At 72.6% G+C, this 22,077-nt stretch carries 14 protein-coding genes, 1 tRNA gene and 1 pseudogene; 13 read left to right on the top strand and 3 right to left on the bottom strand.

The genetic code is table 11. The annotated features are described in order from the left end of the window. Positions 1 to 47: 47 nt before the first annotated feature. A pseudogene (locus ACY1JF_RS10855) lies at positions 48 to 407 on the top strand (Rv3654c family TadE-like protein); the annotation flags it as partial. Here the strand turns inward: ACY1JF_RS10855 and ACY1JF_RS10860 are convergent. Then, a complete protein-coding gene (locus tag ACY1JF_RS10860) occupies positions 403 to 3,003 on the bottom strand; it encodes a DEAD/DEAH box helicase (protein WP_462704815.1) in 2,601 nt (866 codons plus the stop codon). The pseudogene ACY1JF_RS10855 and the gene ACY1JF_RS10860 overlap by 5 nt on opposite strands. Before the next feature lie 83 nt (positions 3,004 to 3,086). On the opposite strand from ACY1JF_RS10860, the gene bldG reads away from it, so the two are divergent. The 11 genes from bldG (at position 3,087) to ACY1JF_RS10915 (ending at position 20,090) form a co-directional block, all read left to right on the top strand. Beyond that, on the top strand, positions 3,087 to 3,428 hold the full coding sequence (bldG, locus tag ACY1JF_RS10865; protein WP_003991900.1) for an anti-sigma factor antagonist BldG: 342 nt from the start codon (positions 3,087 to 3,089) through the stop codon (positions 3,426 to 3,428). 114 nt (positions 3,429 to 3,542) lie between these two features. Continuing rightward, complete coding sequence (locus ACY1JF_RS10870; protein ID WP_462704816.1) at positions 3,543 to 3,977, top strand: ATP-binding protein; 435 nt, start codon at positions 3,543 to 3,545, stop codon at positions 3,975 to 3,977. A 303-nt stretch (positions 3,978 to 4,280) separates the two neighbouring features. Further along, positions 4,281 to 6,665 carry a sodium-translocating pyrophosphatase gene (locus ACY1JF_RS10875; protein ID WP_462704817.1) on the top strand — a complete coding sequence of 795 codons (2,385 nt, stop codon included), beginning with the start codon at positions 4,281 to 4,283 and terminating at the stop codon, positions 6,663 to 6,665. A gap of 216 nt (positions 6,666 to 6,881) precedes the next feature. Then, positions 6,882 to 7,472, top strand: a complete 591-nt coding sequence (locus ACY1JF_RS10880; protein ID WP_462704818.1) for a small secreted protein — start codon at positions 6,882 to 6,884, stop codon at positions 7,470 to 7,472. A gap of 64 nt (positions 7,473 to 7,536) precedes the next feature. Further along, complete coding sequence (locus ACY1JF_RS10885) at positions 7,537 to 9,060, top strand: DUF7059 domain-containing protein (protein WP_462704819.1); 1,524 nt, start codon at positions 7,537 to 7,539, stop codon at positions 9,058 to 9,060. Between the two features lie 298 nt (positions 9,061 to 9,358). After that, positions 9,359 to 9,556, top strand: a complete 198-nt coding sequence (locus tag ACY1JF_RS10890) for a hypothetical protein (protein WP_462704820.1) — start codon at positions 9,359 to 9,361, stop codon at positions 9,554 to 9,556. A gap of 532 nt (positions 9,557 to 10,088) precedes the next feature. After that, positions 10,089 to 12,989, top strand: coding sequence for a type I DNA topoisomerase (gene topA / locus ACY1JF_RS10895; protein WP_462704821.1), 2,901 nt, complete (start codon positions 10,089 to 10,091; stop codon positions 12,987 to 12,989). Between the two features lie 248 nt (positions 12,990 to 13,237). Then, a complete protein-coding gene (tmk, locus tag ACY1JF_RS10900) occupies positions 13,238 to 16,624 on the top strand; it encodes a dTMP kinase (RefSeq protein WP_462704822.1) in 3,387 nt (1,128 codons plus the stop codon). A 316-nt stretch (positions 16,625 to 16,940) separates the two neighbouring features. Then, positions 16,941 to 18,146: a DNA polymerase III subunit delta' gene (locus tag ACY1JF_RS10905; RefSeq protein WP_462704823.1), complete on the top strand. Its 1,206-nt coding sequence runs from the start codon at positions 16,941 to 16,943 to the stop codon at positions 18,144 to 18,146. A 178-nt stretch (positions 18,147 to 18,324) separates the two neighbouring features. Next, a complete protein-coding gene (locus ACY1JF_RS10910; protein ID WP_462704824.1) occupies positions 18,325 to 19,899 on the top strand; it encodes an alpha/beta hydrolase in 1,575 nt (524 codons plus the stop codon). A 117-nt stretch (positions 19,900 to 20,016) separates the two neighbouring features. Next, positions 20,017 to 20,090 (top strand) — tRNA-Thr (locus ACY1JF_RS10915). A 184-nt stretch (positions 20,091 to 20,274) separates the two neighbouring features. Here the strand turns inward: ACY1JF_RS10915 and ACY1JF_RS10920 are convergent. Then, positions 20,275 to 20,661, bottom strand: a complete 387-nt coding sequence (locus tag ACY1JF_RS10920) for a transposase (protein ID WP_462704825.1) — start codon at positions 20,659 to 20,661, stop codon at positions 20,275 to 20,277. Continuing rightward, complete coding sequence (locus ACY1JF_RS10925) at positions 20,658 to 20,966, bottom strand: transposase (protein ID WP_462704826.1); 309 nt, start codon at positions 20,964 to 20,966, stop codon at positions 20,658 to 20,660. The genes ACY1JF_RS10920 and ACY1JF_RS10925 overlap by 4 nt, the downstream gene beginning before the upstream one ends. Before the next feature lie 296 nt (positions 20,967 to 21,262). On the opposite strand from ACY1JF_RS10925, the gene ACY1JF_RS10930 reads away from it, so the two are divergent. Beyond that, positions 21,263 to 21,853, top strand: coding sequence for a TetR/AcrR family transcriptional regulator (locus ACY1JF_RS10930; protein ID WP_462704827.1), 591 nt, complete (start codon positions 21,263 to 21,265; stop codon positions 21,851 to 21,853). The last annotated feature ends 224 nt before the right edge of the window (positions 21,854 to 22,077 follow it).

The following is a 22,077-nucleotide window of genomic DNA, read 5'->3' on the forward strand; positions in this document are numbered from 1 at the left end:
GGTTCCAGCGGTTCCAGCGGTTCTCGGGCCGCGGCCGGTGTGCCCGCCGGTGCTCCGACCGCGGCTCCGCCACCGTCTGGAGCGTCGGTGCCGTCACGGTGCTGTGTGTGGTCTTCGGCGTCGTCCTGGCCCTGGGGCAGGCGGTGGTGGCCCGGCACCGGGCGGCCGGCGGCGCCGACCTGGCGGCACTCGCGGCCGCGGACCACTGGGCACTCGGCGGCGCCGGGGCGTGCGCCGGAGCGGACCGGGTGGCACGGGCGCAGGGCACGTGGATCGTGCGGTGCGTGCTCACCGGGCAGGTGTCGGACGTGACGGCCGCGTCGGGACGGGGACCGTTCGCGGCGGAGGTCAGGGCCCGTGCGGGTCCGGCGGCGCCGATCCCCTCGGCTCCCGCGCCGGAGTTCACGTCTCCCTCGTTTCTCCCGCCTCTCGCGTCTCCTCCACCTCTTCCACCTCTTCCACCTCTTTCACCCCATCCGCCTCTACGGTCTCATCTGTCTCCACTGCCTCCACCGTCTCGCTTGCCTCCTCCGCCTCCTCCGCCTCCTGCGTCTCTCGCGGAGCCCCCCGCAGCAGCACCGTGAGCAGCTGTACCGCGCCCCTCTTGTGCAACGGGTCGTTGCCGTTGCCGCACTTGGGGGACTGGATGCAGGACGGGCAGCCGGTGTCGCACTCGCAGGAGGCGATGGCCTCGCGGGTCGCGGTGAGCCACGCGCGGGCCGTGTGGAAGGCGCGCTCCGCGAAGCCGGCGCCGCCGGGGTGACCGTCGTAGACGAAGACCGTGGGCAGGAGGGTGTCCGGGTGCAGGGGGATCGATACGCCGCCGATGTCCCAGCGGTCGCAGGTGGCGAAGAGCGGCAGCATGCCGATCGACGCGTGTTCGGCGGCGTGCAGGGCGCCGCCGAGGATCTCCGGGCTGATCCGGGCGGCGTCGAGCTGGTCCTCGGTGACCGTCCACCACACGGCTCGGGTGCGCAGCGTACGGGGAGGGAGGTCGAGTCTCGTCTCGCCGAGGACTTCTCCGGTGATCAGGCGGCGGCGCAGGAAGGAGACCACCTGGTTGGTGACCTCGACGGAGCCGTAGCACAGGCGGCCGTCACCCCAGGGGACCTCGATGTCGGTCTCCAGGACGGAGACGGCGGTGGTGTCGCGGGCCACCGTGGAGTAGGGCGGACTGGCCTGTTCGACCAGGGCGACCGAATCGTCCAGGTCGAGCGACCGCACCAGATACGTGCGCCCCTGGTGCAGGTGGACCGCGCCCTCGTGGACCGTGGTGTGGGCGGCGCCGGCGTCGACCGTGCCGAGGAGCCGGCCCGTGCCCTCCTCGACGACCTGGACCGGGCGCCCGCCCCCGCCGCGGATGTCGGTGAGGTCGGCGGCCCGTTCGCGGCGCGTCCAGTGCCAGGCCCGGGTCCGGCGCCGGAGCAGCTTCGCGGCCTCCAGCTGCGGCAGCAGCTCCGCGCACGCGGGGCCGAACAGCTCCAGGTCCTCCTCCGTCAGCGGCAGCTCGGCCGCCGCCGCGCACAGGTGCGGGGCGAGCACGTAGGGGTTGTCGGGGTCGAGGACGGTGGACTCGACGGGCTGGTCGAAGAGGGCCTCGGGGTGGTGGACGAGGAAGGTGTCCAGCGGGTCGTCGCGGGCGACCAGGACGGCCAGCGCCCCCTGCCCGGACCGTCCCGCCCGGCCCGCCTGCTGCCACAGCGACGCGCGGGTGCCCGGGTAACCGGCGATCACCACGGCGTCCAGGCCGGAGATGTCGACGCCGAGTTCCAGGGCGTTGGTCGCCGCGAGCCCGAGGAGCTCACCGGAGTGCAGGGCGCGTTCGAGGGCGCGGCGCTCCTCGGGCAGATAGCCGCCGCGGTACGCGGCGACGCGCCGGGACAGTGACCGGTCCACCTCGGCGAGGCGTTCCTGGGCGATGACGGAGATCAGTTCGGCGCCGCGCCGGGAGCGGACGAAGGCGATGGAGCGCATGCCCTGCACGGTGAGGCCGGTGAGGAGGTCGGCGGCCTCGGCGGTGGCGGTGCGGCGGACGGGCGCGCCCTTCTCGCCCTCCAGCTCGGTCAACGGCGGTTCCCAGAGGGCGAACACCAGTTCACCTCGGGGTGAGGCGTCGTCCGCGACCTCCACCACCGGCAGGCCGGTGAGCCGGCGGGCGGCCGTCGCGGACTCGGCGGCGGTGGCGGAGGCCAGCAGGAAGACGGGGGAGGAGCCGTAGCGGGCACAGAGCCTGCGCAGCCGGCGCAGGACCTGGGCGACGTGCGAGCCGAACACGCCGCGGTAGGTGTGGCATTCGTCGATGACGACGTACTTCAGCGCCCTGAGGAAGGAGGACCAGCGGGGGTGGGCGGGCAGGACGCCGCGGTGCAGCATGTCCGGATTGGTGAGGACGAAGGTGGCGTACTGACGAATCCATTCGCGTTCCTCGAACGGGGTGTCGCCGTCGTGGACGGCGGCGCGCACCGCGGTCCGGAGAGGTTGTGAAAGTTCCTTCACCGATCGGTACTGGTCCGCGGCGAGGGCCTTCGTCGGAGCCAGGTAGAGGGCGGTGGCGCCCCGGCCGTTCGGTGCCTCGGAGCCGTCCAGAAGGGCCGACAGGACCGGTACCAGATAGGCCAGGGACTTGCCGGAGGCGGTGCCCGTGGCGACGACCACCGAGTCGCCGTCGAGGGCGTGCTCGATCACCCGTGCCTGGTGGGCCCAGGGGTGTTCGATGCCCGCCGCCCGCACCGCGGCGAGCACCTCGGGGCGAATCCGGTCCGGCCAGGGGGCATGGCGTCCCGCGCGCGGGGGCAAGTGCTCCGTATGAGTGATGCGCGAAGCCCGGCTTTGCCCCGCGGCGAGCCGGTCCAGGACCGCGCCCGGATCCGGCCGGGGAACGGGGTCCGTCGGGAGTCCTTCGGAACGGTGATTCTCGGCCATCGGCACCGAGTCTGTCACTGGCGTGACGGACAATGGGACGAAGGCGTCGTGCACGCCTGCCGGTAAGTGATTGAATGCCATCGCGGCTGGCGAACCGTCCCGGGGGCTCCAAGCCGAGGTAACCCCGAGGGGCGACCGCTCGATAGCAAGGTGCTGGAGGATCCGTGGACCTGTCCCTGTCGACCGAGACCATGGGCGATCGCACGATCGTCAGGGTCGGTGGCGAAATCGACGTGTATACCGCGCCCAAGCTGCGCGAGCAGTTGGTCGAGCTGGTGAATGACGGCAGTTTCCACCTTGTCGTCGACATGGAGGGCGTGGACTTCCTCGACTCCACCGGGCTCGGCGTGCTGGTCGGCGGCCTGAAGCGGGTGCGCGCCCACGAGGGCTCGCTGCGCCTGGTCTGCAACCAGGAGCGCATTCTGAAGATTTTCCGCATCACCGGCCTCACTAAGGTGTTCCCGATCCACACCTCGGTCGAGGAAGCGGTAGCGGCCACCGACTGAACGACCACCGCCGTCCCGGGCCCTCGGGGCCGGGGCGGCGCGCAGTTGCAGCAGGGGGCCGGGCTCTCGGCGGCCCGGCCCCCGACAGCACGCCCGTAGTTCCGAGGGGGATGCATGGCCACCGTTGAACTCCGCTTCAGCGCGCTGCCCGAGCACGTCCGTACCGCCCGGCTGGTGGCGGCCGCGGTGGCGCGCAGGGCCGGAGTGGACGAGGCCGTTCTCGACGAGGTCAGGCTCGCCGTCGGCGAGGCCTGCACCCGGGCCGTGGGACTGCACCGGAACGGCGGCATCACGGCGCCCGTGAAGGTGTCGCTGATCGAGGAGGAGAAGCAGTTCTCCATCGAGGTCGGCGACGAGGCGCCGCACGCGCCCGGCGGCGGTGCTCCCGGTGCCGCCGGTGACGACCCGGAGGCCGATGAGGACGAGATGGGCCTCGCGGTCATCAGCGGGCTCGTCGACGACGTGGAGGTCAAGGCCGGGGCGGACGGCGGGCTGATCCGTATGACCTGGCCGACCACCCCGCCCCCCGGCCTGCCGCCCCTGGTCTGACGACCGTCCGCGTTCACCGAATCCGAAGGGCCCTACCACGTAGGGCCCTTTGCCGTGTGCGGAAGTCGGGGCCCGCGCATACAGTGGTTCCGTGCGGGAGCCGAGCGAATTCCTTTACGGGAAGTCCGATTCTGTAAAGCTGAATCGCGCCTATTGATCTCAGCCCGGCCGGGTCAATGCGTCAAAGGCATTACTCTTCCCGCTTGACGGGACGAATACTTTTGTCATGCTCTATTGAGAACCGGTTCCGGTATCTAGAATCCGTCCACATCTTGAGCTCAGCCCAAGCGTCAAGGAGGACGAATGGCGGAGCTTTCCACCTCACAGCAGTTGGCCGCGGTCCTGACCGACGGCAACCGCCTGCTCGTCGCCGTCATCGCCGTCGTGGCCCTGGCGGCGCTGGTGGTCGCGGGCGTCCTGGTGCGCCAGGTGCTCGCGGCCGGCGAGGGAACCGACGGCATGAAGAAGATCGCGGCCGCCGTCCAGGAAGGCGCCAACGCCTATCTGGCCCGGCAGTTGCGCACCCTCGGCGTATTCGCCGTCGTGGTGTTCTTCCTGCTCATGCTGCTGCCCGCGGACGACTGGAATCAGCGGGCCGGACGTTCGATCTTCTTTCTGGTCGGCGCGGCGTTCTCGGCGGCCACCGGATATATCGGCATGTGGCTCGCCGTGCGCAGTAATGTGCGCGTCGCCGCGGCGGCCCGGGAGGCGACGCCGGGGCCGGGTGAACCGAGAAAGGACCTCACCCTCGTCTCGCACAGAGCGATGAAGATCGCCTTTCGTACGGGCGGCGTCGTCGGCATGTTCACGGTGGGGCTCGGCCTGCTGGGCGCCTCCTGTGTGGTGCTGGTGTACGCGGCCGACGCGCCGAAGGTCCTGGAGGGCTTCGGGCTCGGCGCGGCACTGATCGCGATGTTCATGAGGGTGGGCGGCGGCATCTTCACCAAGGCCGCCGACGTCGGCGCCGACCTGGTGGGCAAGGTCGAGCAGGGCATCCCGGAGGACGATCCGCGCAACGCCGCGACCATCGCCGACAACGTGGGCGACAACGTCGGGGACTGCGCGGGCATGGCCGCCGACCTCTTCGAGTCCTACGCCGTGACCCTGGTGGCCGCCCTGATCCTCGGCAAGGTGGCCTTCGGGGACGCCGGGCTGGCGTTCCCGCTCCTGGTCCCGGCGATCGGCGTGGTCACCGCCATGATCGGTATCTTCGCGGTGGCGCCGAGGCGGGCCGACCGCAGCGGGATGAGCGCGATCAACCGGGGCTTCTTCGTCTCCGCGGTGATCTCGCTGGTCCTGGTCGCGGTCGCCGTCTTCGTCCACCTCCCGGGGAGGTACGCGGAACTGGACGGCGTCACCGACGCGGCCATCGCGGGCAGGAGCGGCGACCCGCGGCTCCTCGCGCTCGTCGCGGTGGCCATCGGCATCGTGCTCGCCGCGCTGATCCAGCAGCTCACCGGTTACTTCACCGAGACCACCCGGCGCCCCGTCAGGGACATCGGCAAGACCTCGCTCACCGGCCCGGCCACCGTCGTCCTGGCCGGCATCTCCATCGGCCTGGAATCCGCCGTCTACACCGCCCTGTTGATCGGCCTCGGCGTCTACGGGGCCTTCCTGCTCGGCGGTGCGTCGATCATGCTGGCGCTGTTCGCGGTGGCGCTGGCCGGCACCGGCCTGCTCACCACGGTCGGCGTGATCGTCGCCATGGACACCTTCGGGCCGGTCTCCGACAACGCTCAGGGCATCGCCGAGATGTCCGGCGACGTCCAGGGCGAGGGCGCGCAGGTGCTCACCGACCTGGACGCGGTCGGCAACACCACCAAGGCCATCACCAAGGGCATCGCCATCGCCACGGCCGTCCTGGCGGCGGCGGCGCTCTTCGGGTCGTACCGCGACGCCATCACCACCGGCGCGCGGGACGTCGGCGAGCGGCTCGGCGGGGAGGGTGCGCCGATGAGCCTGATGATGGACATCTCCCAGCCCAACAACCTCGTCGGGCTGATCGCGGGCGCGGCGGTCGTCTTCCTCTTCTCCGGACTGGCGATCAACGCGGTGTCGCGGTCGGCGGGATCGGTGGTCCTCGAGGTGCGGCGGCAGTTCCGGGAGCGGCCCGGGATCATGGACCACACCGAGACCCCGGAGTACGGCAAGGTCGTCGACATCTGCACCCGGGACGCCCTGCGCGAACTCGCCACGCCCGGGCTGCTCGCCGTCATGGCGCCCGTCTTCGTCGGCTTCACCCTCGGCGTCGGCGCCCTGGGCGCCTACCTGGCGGGCGCGATCGGCGCCGGCACCCTGATGGCGGTGTTCCTCGCCAACTCCGGCGGGGCCTGGGACAACGCCAAGAAACTGGTCGAGGACGGCCGGCACGGCGGCAAGGGCAGCGAGGCGCACGCCGCCACCGTCATCGGCGACACGGTCGGCGACCCCTTCAAGGACACCGCCGGACCGGCCATCAACCCGCTGCTGAAGGTCATGAACCTGGTGGCGCTGCTCATCGCGCCGGCCGTGATCAAGTTCTCGTACGGCCCGGACGAGAACGTCGGGGTCCGGGTGCTGATCGCGGCGGTCGCCTTCCTCGTCATCACCGGCGCGGTGGTCGTCTCCAAGCGGCGCGGCACCGCGGTGGGGGACGAGGACGCCGGCGGACGGGAGCCCGAACCGGCGGATCCGGCGGTGGTTTCGTAGGGCGGCCGAGCCACTGGAGGCCAAGAAGCGGGCGGTCGGGCCCTTTTGACGCCCCGACCGCCCGCGCCGTGTGCGTGCGCACCCTCTCACCAGCGCTTCCGTGCGGCTCCCGTGAGCCTTCTCTCGCTTGGTGCAAATGGCTGCAACGGTGGTCTTATCGGATGTTGGTAGCGCGGTTGTCGCCCGGATGGCGTGTATGTTCCGGGGCCGAGAGCCATGGAAGGGACCAATCCGGTGAACAAGAAGCTCGCGGCCGCGCTGTCCGGCGGTGCGGTACTGGTACTGGCGCTGACGGGATGCGGCGGCGACGACAACAGCGACAAGCTGAACTCCTGGGCCCAGCAGGTCTGCGAGGGCGTACAGCCGCAGGCGAAGAAGATCGAGGCCGCCAACGCCGCGATCCAGAAGCAGACCTCGGACAGCAGTCAGCCGGCCGACGTGCAGAAGACCGACGCCCAGGCGTTCCAGGACATGTCGGACGCCTACAAGGCGATGGGCACGGCCGTGCGGAAGGCCGGGGCGCCGGACGTGGAGGACGGCGAGAAGAAGCAGAAGGCCGCGGTCGCCGAGCTGAACCAGCTGTCGTCGTCGTACGCCTCCCTGAAGAAGCAGGTCGAGGAGCTGGACACCAAGGACCAGGCGAAGTTCGCCGACGGGCTCAAGGACATCGCCACCGAGCTGAACAAGCTCAGCGAGAGCGGCAACGACGCCCTCAAGGCGCTGGAGGAGGGCGACGTCGGCCAGGCGATGGCCAGGCAGGCCAGCTGCAAGTCGGCCTCGGCGTCGGCGTCCGCGACGACGAGCTGAGGGGCGACGAGCCGAGGTCCGTCGGCGGACGGGCGGCGGGCGCGATCAGGGCCACAATGGGGGCGTGAGTAACGCCGACGCCCTCTCCCCGCTGCCCGCATCCGACCGCCCCGACACCGCCGCCCGGCTCCGGGACGCGCTGCTCGGGGCCTCGTACACCGCCGACGGGCTGCTGGAGCTGCTCGGCGCCCCCGCCTACGCGGCGCTCTCCCGCGGCGAGACCGTCCCCGCGCTGCGCGCCACGCGCGGCGACACGCCGCTGGAGCTGCTGGTACGGCTGTTCCTGCTCCAGCAGCCGGTGCCGCACGCGCGCGTGGCGGCGATCCTGCCCGTCGACGACTGCCTGGAGAGCGGCTGGCTGGTGCGGGCCGGAGCCGACGAGGTGGCCGCCACCGTCGACGTACGGCCCTACGGCGGACCCGGCGGCGAGGACTGGTTCATCGTCTCCGACCTGGGCTGCGCGGTCGGCGGCGCGGGCGGCATCGGCAGCCGCGCGGAAGGTGTCGTGCTGGGCGTCGGCGGCGCCTCCACGACGCTGGCCGGGCTCACCGTCCGCACGCCCGTCGACTCCGCCCTCGACCTCGGCACCGGTTCCGGCATCCAGGCGCTGCACGCCTCCCGGCACGCCACGCGCGTGACGGCGACCGACGTCAACCCGCGCGCCCTGCACATCACCCGCCTCACCCTCGCCCTGTCCGGGACCCACGGCGCGGACCTGCGCGAGGGTTCGCTCTTCGAGCCGGTACGGGAGGACGAGCGGTACGACCTGATCGTCTCCAACCCGCCCTTCGTCATCTCGCCGGGCGCCCGGCTGACGTACCGGGACGGCGGGATGGGCGGGGACGATCTGTGCCGCACGCTCGTTCAGGAGGCGGGGGAACGGCTGACCGCCGGCGGGTTCGCGCAGTTCCTCGCCAACTGGCAGCACGTGGCGGGGGAGGAATGGACGGACCGGCTCCGCTCCTGGGTGCCGCGCGGCTGCGACGCCTGGATCGTGCAGCGCGAGGTGCAGGACATCACGCAGTACGCCGAGCTGTGGCTGCGGGACGCGGGTGACCACCGTGACGACGTGGCCACGTACCAGGCGCGGTACGACGCGTGGCTGGACGAGTTCGAGGCGCGCGGGGTGCGGGCCGTCGGCTTCGGCTGGATCACGCTGCGCCGCAGTGACGCCGCCGAGCCCTCGGTCACCGTCGAGGAGTGGCCGCACCCGGTCGAGCAGCCGCTCGGTGAGACGGTCCGGGCCCACTTCGACCGGCTCGACTACCTGCGCGCGCACGACGACGCGGCCCTGCTCGAAGCGCGCTTCACCCTGGCCGGTGAGGTCGTCCAGGAACAGGTCGGACTGCCCGGCGCCGAGGACCCGGAACACGTCGTCCTGCGGCAGAACCGCGGCATGCGCCGGGCCACCCGCGTCGACACGGTCGCGGCCGGGTTCGCCGGCGTCTGCGACGGCACGATGAGCGCGGGCCGCATCCTGGACGCGATCGCGCGGCTGCTGGGGGAGGACCCGGTGCTGCTCCGGGACCGTACGCCCGCGCAGATCCGGCTGCTGGTGGAGCAGGGGTTCATCGAACCGGCGGAGTGAGGGACCTCGCTCCGGGCCACCGGTACGGGCGCGGGCGTCGGTACGGGCACGGGCACAGGAACCGGCATGGGCACGGGCACAGGAACCGGCACGGGCGCCGGAACCGGCACGGACACCGTCGCCAATCGGCCACGTCCTGCCGGTGCCGCAGGAAGGGACCGTGAGGTGTCCTGTCGGCCCGTAGGCCCGTAGGTCCGTCGGCTCCTTGTTCACCTCGGCTTCGTCTGGCCGCCGCCCGCGCGTGTCACCCTCCGTGGGACGTGGTACTCGCGGACGGAGAACAAGGGGCACGGGAGCCATGGAACGTGGATCGGCGATCTTCGTGGGCGTGGTGTTCGTCCTGTTCGGAGGCGGTCTGCTGGCGTGGACGGCGACCCAGGTGCGCTACCGGCGACCCGTCGCCCAGGGTGTGAGCCCCGTCGCATCGGCGACCGTCGCGAGCATCGCCGGCGTGCTCGCGCTGACGGCCGGAGCCTGGTGTCTGGCGCACGTATGAGGTATGCCTGGCGCAGGTCCGACGTACGCCGCGGGCGTGCCTGCCGCAGGCCTGCGACGCGCCGCTGACCGACCGCTGACCCGCTTCCGACGAACACCTCACCAGCGCCCCCGCGAACACCTCACGAGCACCTCACGACCGTCTGACGAGCGACGGACGTGCCGCCTGGCGAATCACCTGGCGAGCCGCCCGGCAAACGACCGGCAAGTGACCGGCGAACGACCGGCGAGCCCCTCGCGGACGCGTGCCGGGAGTTCCGCGCGGCGGATTCCGGGGGTTCCGGACGCCGCCCGGGGCGTAACCGAAAGATCGCGCTCCGGATACACCAAGAAAAGCCCGTGGGCACTCCGGGCGGCAGGAAGCGGGTCGGTCGGGTTACCGTTCGAGTGGCCGTTGCGGGCTTTTCCCGTTTGACACGGGGGCGGGAGGTACCGTCACACTCCGCAGCGTCACGAGCGAACAAGGAAGCAGGACCCGACCCCGGAGCCACGCCTGGGGCAGTCCCCAGCGCCGACCGGAGAGAAGAGCGAAGTTGTCCCCGACCAGCGAGACCGCAAACGGCGGCCGCCGACTCGTCATCGTCGAGTCGCCTGCCAAGGCGAAGACGATCAAGGGCTACCTCGGCCCCGGCTACGTCGTCGAAGCGAGCGTCGGGCACATCCGCGACCTCCCCAACGGCGCCGCCGAGGTGCCGGAGAAGTACACCGGTGAGGTCCGCCGCCTCGGAGTGGACGTCGACCACGACTTCCAGCCCGTCTACGTGGTCAACGCCGACAAGAAGGCCCAGGTCAAGAAGCTCAAGGACCTGCTGAAGGAGTCCGACGAACTCTTCCTCGCCACCGATGAGGACCGCGAGGGCGAGGCCATCGCCTGGCACCTCCAGGAAGTCCTCAAGCCCAAGATCCCGGTCAAGCGCATGGTGTTCCACGAGATCACCAAGGACGCGATCCGCGACGCCGTCGCCAACCCGCGCCAGCTCAACCAGAAGCTGGTCGACGCCCAGGAGACCCGCCGCATCCTCGACCGCCTCTACGGCTACGAGGTCTCGCCGGTCCTGTGGAAGAAGGTCATGCCGCGGCTGTCGGCGGGCCGCGTCCAGTCCGTCGCCACCCGGCTCGTCGTCGAGCGGGAACGCGAGCGGATCGCTTTCCGTTCGGCCGAGTACTGGGACCTGACCGGCACGTTCGGCACCGGCCGGGCCGGGGACGCGAGCGACCCCTCCTCCCTCGTCGCCCGCCTGCAGAGCGTCGACGGGAAGCGGGTCGCGCAGGGCCGCGACTTCGACTCCCTGGGACAGCTCAAGAGCGCGAACACCCTCCACCTCGACGAGGCGAACGCCCGCGCGCTCGCCGCCGCCCTGGAGAGCACCGCCTTCTCCGTCCGCTCCGTCGAGTCCAAGCCGTACCGCCGCTCGCCGTACGCCCCGTTCCGTACGACGACGCTCCAGCAGGAGGCGAGCCGCAAGCTCGGCTTCGGGGCGAAGGCGACGATGCAGGTCGCGCAGAAGCTGTACGAGAACGGCTACATCACCTACATGCGTACGGACTCGACGACGCTGAGCGACACGGCGGTCTCCGCCGCCCGCGCCCAGGTCACGCAGTTGTACGGCGCCGACTACCTGCCCGAGCGGCCGCGGACGTACGCCGGGAAGGTCAAGAACGCGCAGGAGGCGCACGAGGCCATCCGCCCCTCCGGCGACCGCTTCCGCACGCCCGCCGAGACCGGCCTGACCGGCGACCAGTTCAAGCTGTACGAGCTGATCTGGAAGCGGACCGTCGCCTCCCAGATGAAGGACGCCACCGGCAACAGCGTCACCGTCAAGATCGGTGGCACGGCGGCCGACGGCCGGGACGTCGAGTTCAGCGCGTCCGGCAAGACGATCACCTTCCACGGCTTCCTCAAGGCGTACGTCGAGGGCGCCGACGACCCCAACGCCGAGCTGGACGACCGTGAGCGCCGGCTGCCCCAGGTGAGCGAGGGCGACGCCCTCACCGCCGAGGAGATCACGGTCGACGGCCACGCCACCAAGCCCCCGGCCCGCTACACCGAGGCGTCGCTGGTCAAGGAGCTGGAGGAGCGCGAGATCGGCCGCCCCTCGACGTACGCGTCGATCATCGGCACGATCCTCGACCGCGGCTACGTCTTCAAAAAGGGCACGGCGCTCGTCCCGTCCTTCCTCTCCTTCGCCGTGGTCAACCTCCTGGAGAAGCACTTCGGGCGGCTCGTCGACTACGACTTCACCGCCAAGATGGAGGACGACCTCGACGCCATCGCCCGCGGCGAGGCCCAGGCCGTGCCGTGGCTGCGGCGGTTCTACTTCGGTGAGGGCGCCGGCACGGGTACGGCGGCCGAGGCCGGCAACGGTGACGGCGACCACCTCGGCGGGCTCAAGGAACTGGTGACCGACCTCGGCGCGATCGACGCCCGGGAGGTCTCCTCGTTCCCGGTCGGCAACGGCATCGTGCTGCGGGTCGGCCGTTACGGCCCGTACGTCGAGCGCGGTGAGAAGGACTCCGAGAACCACCAGCGGGCCGACGTCCCCGAGGACCTGGCGCCCGACGAGCTGAGCGTCGAGCTGGCGGAGGAATTGCTCGCCAAGCCGAGCGGCGACTTCGAACTGGGCACCGACCCGGCCACCGGGCACACGATCGTCGCCAAGGACGGCCGCTACGGCCCGTACGTCACCGAGGTGCTCCCCGAGGGCACCCCGAAGACCGGGAAGAACGCGGTCAAGCCGCGCACGGCCTCCCTCTTCAAGTCCATGTCGCTGGACACGGTGACGCTGGACGACGCCCTGAGGCTGATGTCGCTGCCGCGGGTCGTCGGCACCGACGCCGAGGGCGTGGAGATCACCGCGCAGAACGGCCGCTACGGCCCGTACCTCAAGAAGGGCACGGACTCGCGGTCCCTCACCTCCGAGGAACAGCTCTTCACGATCACGCTGGAGGAGGCGCTGGCGATCTACGCCCAGCCCAAGCAGCGCGGTCGGGCCGCGGCCAAGCCGCCGCTGAAGGAACTGGGCACCGACCCGGTCAGCCAGAGGCCGGTCGTGGTCAAGGACGGCCGCTTCGGCCCGTACGTCACCGACGGGGAGACCAACGCGACGCTGCGCTCCGGCGACAGCGTGGAGGAGATCACTCCGGAGCGCGGTTACGAACTGCTCGCCGAGAAGCGGGCCAAGGGACCGGCCAAGAAGACGGCGAAGAAGTCCGCCGCGAAGAAGGCCCCGGCGAAGAAGACGGCCGCCAAGAAGACGGCGGCGAAGAAGACGGCGGCGAAGAAGACGGCGGCGAAGAAGACCGCCGCGAAGGCGACGGCGGCGAAGAAGACCGCCGTGAAGAAGAGCGCCGCGAGGACGACGTCCGCCGCCGCGGCCGAGGAGACGACGGGAGCCGCCAAGAAGGCCACCGCGTCGAAGGGCGCCGAAGGCTGAGGTCCCCTCTTCGTGGGACGTCCTCTTCACGGGACGTCCCTCTCGCGGGGCATCCCCTTCGCGGGACGTCCTCTTCGCGGGACGTCCTCTTCGTGGGACCTCCTCTTCGTGAATGTCCTTCGTGGAACGCCCCTTCGTGGAACGCCTCTCTTCGCGAAACGAACGCCCCGGCATCGATTCGGTGTCGGGGCGCGCGTACGTTCGGGCGTGGAGGCGGTGTTGTCGGCTGCTCCCGATAGGCTGAACGCATGACGCGAGCCGAGCAGCCCACGGCCCCACACCCGGCCCCCGACGAAGCGCTGGTGGCGGACTCCCGCGAGCGCGCCATCCGTGCCCTGCTGCGCCGGCCGCAGCTGCGGCGTTTGTGGAGCGCCCATCTCGTGGGCGGCGTCGGCGACACGCTCGCCCTGCTGGTGCTGGTCCTGCTGTCCGTTCAGGCGGCCGTCTCCGTGGGCTCGTTCGGCGGTGGCTACCGTGGCGTGGCGTTCGCAGTGGCGACCGTTTTCGCGGTGCGCGTCCTGGCGACCGTGCTCTTCGGCGCCGTACTGCTCGGACCGCTCACCTCGCTCACCGCGCAGGACGGTCCGCTGGACCGCCGCTGGACGATGGTCGGCGCCGACGGCCTGCGGGCGGCGCTGCTGATCGTCGCGCCGCTGTGGATCGACTGGACGCCGGACGACGCCCTCGCCGCCCTCCTGGCGACCGTCTTCGTGGTCGGCGTCGCCGAGCGCTTCTGGACGGTGTGCCGGGAGAGCGCGGCCCCCGCGCTGCTGCCGGCGCCGCCCCTGGAGGGCGCGACGGTGCGCCCGCTGCCCGACCACATGGACACGCTGCGCCGGCTGTCGCTGCGTACCGGCTTCGTGTCGGTGCCGCTCGCGGCGGTGGCGCTGGTCGTCGCCGGACTGCTCAACAACCTCCTGGGCGCGGGGATCGACTGGTTCGCCGAGCACCAGGCGGCCCTCGCCTCGTACCTCGCGGCCGGACTGTTCGCCGCGTCGGTGTCGGTGGTGGCCTTCCTGGAACTGCCCGCCGCGCGCACCCCGCGCGCGCGGTCGCCGCTGGAGGGGCTGCGCCGCCCGAGGAGCGGCACGGGCGCCGACAAGGGCCGTACGGGAGTGCTGCCGCTGCTGGTGCTGGCCTGCGCCGCGGTCGCCGGCGCGGTGGCCGCCGCCGTCGCCGTGGCCGTCCTGCACGCCAAGGACCTGGGCGGCGGACCGGTGCTGTACGGGCTGGCGGTGGGCCTGCTGACCGGCGGCGTGGTCGTCGGCATCCGCACGGCGCGCGCCCTGCTGCCCTCGCTGTCCCGCCGACGGCTGCTGGCCCTGGCGATCGCCGTCGAGGGCATCGTCCTGCTGGTGGCCGGCCTGGTCCCGGACGGCACCACCGTGCTGCTGCTCCTGGCGCTGGCCGGTGCCTGCGCGGGCGTGGCCGCCAACGTGGGGCACACCCTGCTCGACCAGGAGACCGAGGAGGCCCGCCGGGCCCGGACGACCGAGCACCTGCACGCGTGCGTGCGGTTCGTCGTGGCGCTCGCCGCCGTGATCGCCCCGCTGGTGGCCGCGGGCATCGGGCCGCACCGGCTGGAGAACGGCAGGTTCGTCTTCGCGCACGGCGGCGCGGCGTTCACGCTGATGCTGGTCGGCGCGCTGCTGCTGCCGGTGGCGGCGCTGGTGCTGGCCAAGGTCGACGACCGTTCCGGGGTGCCGCTGCGGCAGGACCTGCGCGACGCGCTGCTCGGCGGCGACGACCCGGTGCAGGCGCCCGCGGCCGGCGGGTTCTTCATCGCCCTGGAGGGCGGCGACGGCGCCGGGAAGTCCACCCAGGCCGAGGCGCTCGCCGAGTGGATCCGGGGCAAGGGCCACGAGGTCGTCCTCACCCGTGAGCCGGGCGCGACGCCGGTCGGCAAGCGGCTGCGCTCCATCCTGCTGGACGTCTCCAGCGCCGGACTGTCGCACCGCGCGGAGGCGCTGCTGTACGCCGCCGACCGCGCGGAGCACGTCGACACGGTGGTGCGGCCCGCGCTGGAGCGCGGCGCGGTCGTCATCTCCGACCGGTACATCGACTCCTCGGTGGCCTATCAGGGGGCCGGCCGTGACCTGTCCCCGACCGAGATCGCCCGTATCAACCGCTGGGCGACGAACGGGCTGGTGCCGCACCTGACGGTCCTGCTGGACGTATCGCCGCAGACCGCCCGGGAGCGGTTCACCGAGGCGCCCGACCGGCTGGAGTCGGAGCCCGCCGAGTTCCACGCGCGCGTACGGGCCGGTTTCCTGACCCTGGCCGCCGCCGACCCCGGGCGGTACCTGGTGGTCGACGCCGGCCAGGAGCCCGAGGCCGTCACCACCGCCGTACGGCACCGGCTCGACCGGGTGCTGCCGCTGTCCGCGGCCGAGATCAAGGCGCAGGAGGAAGCGCGTCGCAAGGCCGAGGAGGAGGCGCGTCGCAGGGCCGAGGAGGAGGCCGCGCGCAAGGCCGAGGAAGAGCGGCTGGAGCGCGAGCGGCTGGCGGAGCTGGAGCGGCTGCGCAAGGAGGAGGAAGAGCGCAAGCGGCGCGAGCTGGAGGAGGCGCAGCGGCGCGAGGCCGAACGGCAGGCGGAGGAGGCCCGGCAGCGGGCCGAGGAAGCGCGCCGCAGGGCCGAGCAGGAACGGCAGCGGCTCCTCGCGGAGGAGAAGGCGCGGGCCGAGGAGGAGGCCCGGCGCAAGGCCGAGCAGGAGCGCCTGCGCAGGCAGGCCGAGGAGGAGGCGCGGCTGCGGGCCGAGGCCGAGGCCAGGCGTCTGGAGAAGCAGCGCAAGGCCGAGGAGGCGTTGCTGCGCGCCGAGGAGGCCCGCCGGGCGGCGGAACAGGCGGCTGCGGCGGTGGCGGCCGGGCCGCGGCCCACGGCCCCGCCCGCGGCGGACGCCCCCCGGCGCCAGACGCCCCCGGACGCGATGACCGTGCCGACACCGCTGGTCACGCCGACCAACGCCTCCGGCGGACCGCTGGAGGAGACGGCGGTACTGCGGCAGGTGCGGGACGAGCCCGCCGACCGCCCCTCCACCGGAGGGCGGGGCGAGCGCATCAGCCTCTTCAAGGACGACGGGGACGAGGACGGGCGCTCCGGGGCGCCGTCCGGGGTCTCCGAGGCCGAGGTGACGGCTGAACTGCCGGTGCCGCCGGTGGCGTCGGCCGCGTCGGCTCCGGCGGGGGCGCAGGCTTCGCCGGGTGAGGCGGAGGTGACGGCGGAGCTGCCGGGTGTGCGGCCGGGTGAGGCGGAGGTGACGGCGGAGCTGCCGGGTGTGCGGCCCGGTGAGGCGGAGGCGACGGCGGAGCTGCCGTCGGTGGCGCCCGGTGCGGCCGATGAGACGGCGGTGCTGCCCCAGGTGCGCGAGGACGCGCCGGCTGACCGGTTCCCGCCGGGTTACTTCCGGGACGAGGAGCGGGGCGCCGGGCAGTCCGGGCCGGATGACGGCGTGGACCGTACGCGGGAGCTGCCGCAGGTCGAGCCCGACCAGGCGCCGCGGCGCCGGACCCGGCCCGACTGGGCCGAGGAGACGCCGCTGGACGACCTGCCGACACTGGCGGACGAGCTGCTCGGCCCGCGCGCGGACGACGGCGACGACGAAGGCGGCCGGGGCCGGGGCGGCCGGGGCCGCTGACCGGCAGGCGTGACCGAACCGGTGAGCGTGTCCGGGCTGTCGGTGTCGGTGTCGGCGGGAGTGTCCGGGCTGTGGGTGTCCGGATCGGCGGGCGCACGCGGGACGTCGGCGTCGGTGTCGGCGGGCGTATCGGGGCCGTCGGCGGTGGCTGACCCGTGGCGTCCGGACCGTCGGCGGCCCGTTGTCAGTGGCCGCCTCCACAATGGAGGGACGCGGCGCGAAAGGCGGCGCGGAGGGCGATGACAGCCGGTGCGCGGGCAGTGCGCCGGCCGTGCCGGGCAGTGCACGGACAGCGTGGGGAAGGACGGCGTGACCCATGACCGTATGGGACGACCTGGTCGGACAGGAGCGGGTGAGCGAGCAGCTCACCGCCGCCGCCCGGGACGCCGACGCCTTGGTCGTGGCCGCCGCGGCCGACGCCCCGCCGCCCGGGGTGTCGAAGATGACGCACGCCTGGCTGTTCACCGGCCCGCCCGGCGCCGGAGTGACGAGGGCGGCGCGGGCCTTCGCCGCCGCGCTGCAGTGCGTGAGCCCCGACCGCGCGCTCGGCGGCGTCCCCGGCTGCGGGTTCTGCGACGGCTGCCACACCGCGCTCGTCGGCACCCACGCGGACGTCAGCACGGTCGCCGCGGTGGGCGCGCAGATCCTGGTGGAGGACATGCGGGACACCGTCCGCAAGTCGTTCACCTCGCCGGCGGGCGGCCGCTGGCAGATCATCCTCGTCGAGGACGCCGAGCGGCTGAACGAGAAGTCGGCCAACGCCGTCCTCAAGGCCGTCGAGGAACCGGCCCCCCGTACGGTCTGGCTCCTGTGCGCCCCCTCGATCGAGGACGTCCTGCCCACGATCCGCTCCCGCTGCCGCCATCTGAACCTGAGTACGCCGTCCGTCGACGCCGTCGCCGACATGCTCGTACGCCGCGAGGGCGTCGAACCGGACGTCGCCGCCGCCGCGGCCCGCGCCACCCAGGGCCACGTCGACCGGGCCCGGCGGCTGGCCACCGACCCCGCCGCCCGCGCGCGCCGCGCCGCCGTACTGAAGCTGCCGCAGCGCGTCGAGGAGGTCGGCGGCGCGCTCAAGGCCGCCCAGGAACTGGTCGACGCGGCGAGCGAGGACGCCAAGCAGCTCGCCGAGGAGGTGGACGGCAAGGAGACGGAGGAGCTGAAGGCGGCACTGGGCGCGGCACAGGGCGGCCGGATGCCGCGCGGCACGGCGGGGGTGATGAAGGACCTGGAGGACAAGCAGAAGCGGCGCAGGACCCGCACCCAGCGCGACAGCCTCGACCTGGCCCTGACCGACCTCACCGCCTTCTACCGCGACGTCCTCGCCCTCCAGCTCGGCTCCCGGACCGCCATCGCCAACGCGGACGTGGAGGACGCCCTGGAGCGGATGGCGCGCGCCGGCACCCCGGAGGCCACGCTCCGCCGTATCGAGGCGATCGCCGCCTGCCGCCAGGCCCTGGACCGCAACGTGGCACCGCTGCTGGCCGTGGAGGCGATGACGATGGCGCTGAGATCGGGCTGAGCGGACGGCGCCGGAGACCGGACGAAACCGGGTGGGAGCGGAACAGACCTGGTCGTCCCTGGTCAGACATGGCGGGACCGGGTGAAGGCGAGCGAGGGGGCAGGGGCCGGGTAACCCGTCCGTGGCCACATCGACCACGCAGGGCGTTCGAGTCGGCGCGGAGCGTTACGCTCGCCGGATGCACACAAGGCGCACTCTCCGCAGAACCCGTACCGGTCTCGCACTCCTCGCCGCCGCGCTGTTCGCCGCCGCGTGTTCCTCGACGGGCGCGTCGTCCTCGGCGAGCCCGGCCCCGGAAGGGGTGCTGGCCGCGCTGCCCCGGGCCACGCCGTCGGACCTGGCGCCGTACTACGGGCAGAAACTGAACTGGCGCGACTGCGGTGTCCCCGGCTTCCAGTGCGCCACGATGAAGGCCCCGCTCGACTACGCGCACCCGTCCGACGGGGACGTCCGCCTCGCCGTGGCCCGCAAGAAGGCCACCGGCCCCGGGAAACGGCTCGGATCGCTGCTGGTGAACCCGGGCGGCCCGGGCGGCTCCGCGGTCGGCTACCTCCAGCAGTACGCCGGCGTCGGTTACCCCGAGGAGGTGCGCGCCCGCTACGACATGGTGGCCGTCGACCCGAGGGGCGTGGCCCGCAGCGAGCCCGTGGAGTGCCTCAAGGGCCGGAAGATGGACGCGTACACGCGGACGGACGTCACTCCGGACGACGAGCGGGAGACCGAGGCGCTCGTCGCCGCCTACCAGGACTTCGCCGAGGGCTGCGGCGCCGACGCCCCCAAGCTGCTCCGGCACGTCTCGACCGTGGAAGCGGCCCGCGACATGGACCTGCTGCGCGGGGTGCTGGGCGACGAGAGGCTGACGTACGTGGGGGCGTCGTACGGGACGTTCCTCGGGGCGACGTACGCGGGGCTGTTCCCGGACCGGGTGGGCCGGCTGGTGCTGGACGGCGCGATGGACCCCTCCCTGCCCGCCCGGCGGCTGAACAGGGAGCAGACGGCCGGCTTCGACACCGCCTTCCGGTCCTTCGCCGAGGACTGCGTACGGCGCTCCGGGTGCCCGCTCGGCGGCGAGGGCACCGGGCCCGGACAGGTGGGCGAGAACCTGAAGGCGTTCTTCGAGGAGCTGGACGCCCGGCCGGTCCGCACCGGCGACGCCGACGGCCGCGAACTCACCGAGTCCCTGGCCACCACGGGCGTCATCGCCGCCATGTACGACGAGGGCGCCTGGCCGCAGCTGCGCGAGGCCCTGACGGCCGCGATGCGGAAGAACGACGGCACCGGCCTGCTGGCCCTGTCCGACAGCTACTACGAACGCGACCCCGACGGCACCTACACCAACCTCATGTCCGCCAACGCCGCCGTGAACTGCCTCGACCTCCCGGCGGCCTTCTCCTCGCCCGACGAGGTCCGCGACGCGCTCCCCGAGTTCGAGAAGGCGTCCCCCGTCTTCGGCGAGAGCCTCGCCTGGGCCTCCCTGAACTGCGCGTACTGGCCGGTCCAGCCCTCGGGCGAACCCCACCGCATCACCGCCGACGGCGCCGCGCCGATCGTGGTGGTCGGCACCACCCGGGACCCGGCGACCCCCTACCGCTGGGCCGAGTCCCTGGCCGCCCAGCTCTCCTCCGGCCGCCTCCTCACCTACGACGGCGACGGCCACACCGCCTACGGCCGCGGCAGCACCTGCGTCGACTCCGCGATCAACACCTACCTCCTGCGGGGCACGCCGCCGGCGGACGGGAAGCGCTGCGCGTAGCCGGCCGCGCACGGTCCCCGTACCGGCCCCGGTGCCCACCCGGGGCCGGTACGAAGCACCCTGCGAAACTGTGTAGACTTACCGACGTCGCTGATCGCACCCTGGTGCGCAGGACACGCCGCCTTAGCTCAGATGGCCAGAGCAACGCACTCGTAATGCGTAGGTCTCGGGTTCGAATCCCGAAGGCGGCTCTGGAAAAGCCCAGGTCACATAGCCCGTGACCTGGGCTTTCGTGTTGCTCGGGGTATGTCGCGTCACATGGCCGGGGCGTCGTGAGATCGCTTGCGCGAGCGATGCGTGAGCGGAGCGCTCCGGTGCCCTACTTCTTGGGCTTCTTCCGCTTGGGGCTTCCACCTTGATCGTGGACACCGGTTGTCATGCAGCGATGGCCGGCGTAGTGGATCTCTGTTCGAAGGCGACCGGCGTGAGGTAGCCGATTGTGGAGTGCCTGCGCCGGTGGTTGGAGAAGCCGAGCCAGTGGAAGACTGCGAGGCGGGCGGCTCGTGCGGTCGGCCAGCCGCGCCGGCCGGGCAGGACCTCCCGCTCGAGCGAGGCGAAGAACGACTCCGCGGCGGCGTTGTCCGCGGAGGTGCCGACCGCTGCCCTGGACCGGCGGATCCCGGCCTGGTGGCAGGCGTCGGCGAATGTCTTCGACCCGTATCGAGCCCCGTGATCGCTGTGGAAGATGACGCCGTCCACCCTGCCGCCGCGCGTGCGGACGGCCGCGTTGAGCGCGTCGGTGACGAGCTCGAAGCGGCTCACCAGTTCGTCTCGCCCGCGAAATACTTGGCCGCCCGGCGCAGGATGTCGCGTTCCCTCTCCAGCTCGCGGACCTGCTCGCGCAAGGCCGCGATCTCCGCGTCCTTCGTGGACTGTGCGACCGCCTCGGGCCGCTCGGCATGCTCCGCGGTCTTGATCCACTGCCGCAGCGTCTCGTGGTTCACGCCGAGCTCGGCGGCGATGCGCGAGACGGGCCGGCCCGACGAACGGGCCGGCGCCACCGCGTCCGCCCGGAACTCCGCCGAGTATTTATAGGTCCCACCTGGGACTCCTCTCCCTGGACTCAAAATCCAGTGTCGAGGTGTCCACGATCAAGGTGGAGGGCTCCTTCCGGGGGTGTCCGCCAAGGGCTCTCGTCGCCGTGGTTGTGTGGCCGCGCTTTGGGCGCCGGGCCGGCCTTCGCGCCGGTGGCGCGGGAGTGCCGGCGGCCCCGGTGGTCCGGGGAATCCCACGGGTCCGCGGGCCGGTGTCCCGGCGCGGCGAACGTGAGTTCCCCTGCGGTATGGTGGGCGGGGGCCCACCTTGGTGGGCGCTTGCCCGGTCGTCAGCGCGGGTGAGGTCGACAAGGCGAAGAGGACGCACAATGCCGACGGGAGTGCATCTCCGGGATCCGCGCGAGCAGCTGTTCAGCGCCGCCGAGCACATCCTGCTCCAGGACGGTCCGAACGCGCTCACCAGCCGCTCGGTGACCGTTCAGGCCGGCTGCGCCAAGGGTGTCCTGCACCGGCATTTCGAGTCGTTCGACGCCTTCCTCGCGGAGTTCGTGCTGGACCGCATCGAGCGGATGCGGCCGCAGGGCGCCGCGCTGCGCGAGGCCGCCGGGACCCGCACCGTGATCGACAACCTCACCGACGCGGTGCTGCGCCTCTTCGGGCCGCTCGCCGTGTCGATCGTCGCCCTCGTCACCTTCCAGAACCAGGTGCGGACGCGGCTGCGCGAGGCGCGGCCGGTCGGCGGTGTCCCGGTGCTCGCCGAGATCGCCGTCATCCTCACCGCCTACCTCGACGCCGAGCGTGACCTGGGGCGCGTCGCGGCCGACGCCGACGTCGCCGTGCTCGTACCGACCCTGGTCGGAGCGCTGCACCTGCGCTTCGCGGGTTCGGACGACACGCCTCCCGGCGCCGAGGACGTCCGCGAGGTCGTCGCCGCGGTCCTCGCCGGAGCCGTGGTGTAGTTCCGGACCGGGCACGGCGCGGGTGACCTGTGCCGCGCGTGCCGTGCGCGTCGCCGCTGTGCGTGCCGCGCGTGCCGCCGCTGTGCGTGCCATGCGCGTCGCCGCCGTGCGTGCCGTGTGTGCCGTGCGCGTCGCCGCCGTGCGTGCCGTGTGTGCCGTGCGCGTCGCCGCCGTGCGTGCCGTGTGTGCCGTGCGCGTCGCCGCCGTGCGTGCCGTGTGTGCCG

Source organism: Streptomyces sp. SYSU D01066-1 (assembly GCF_054956795.1).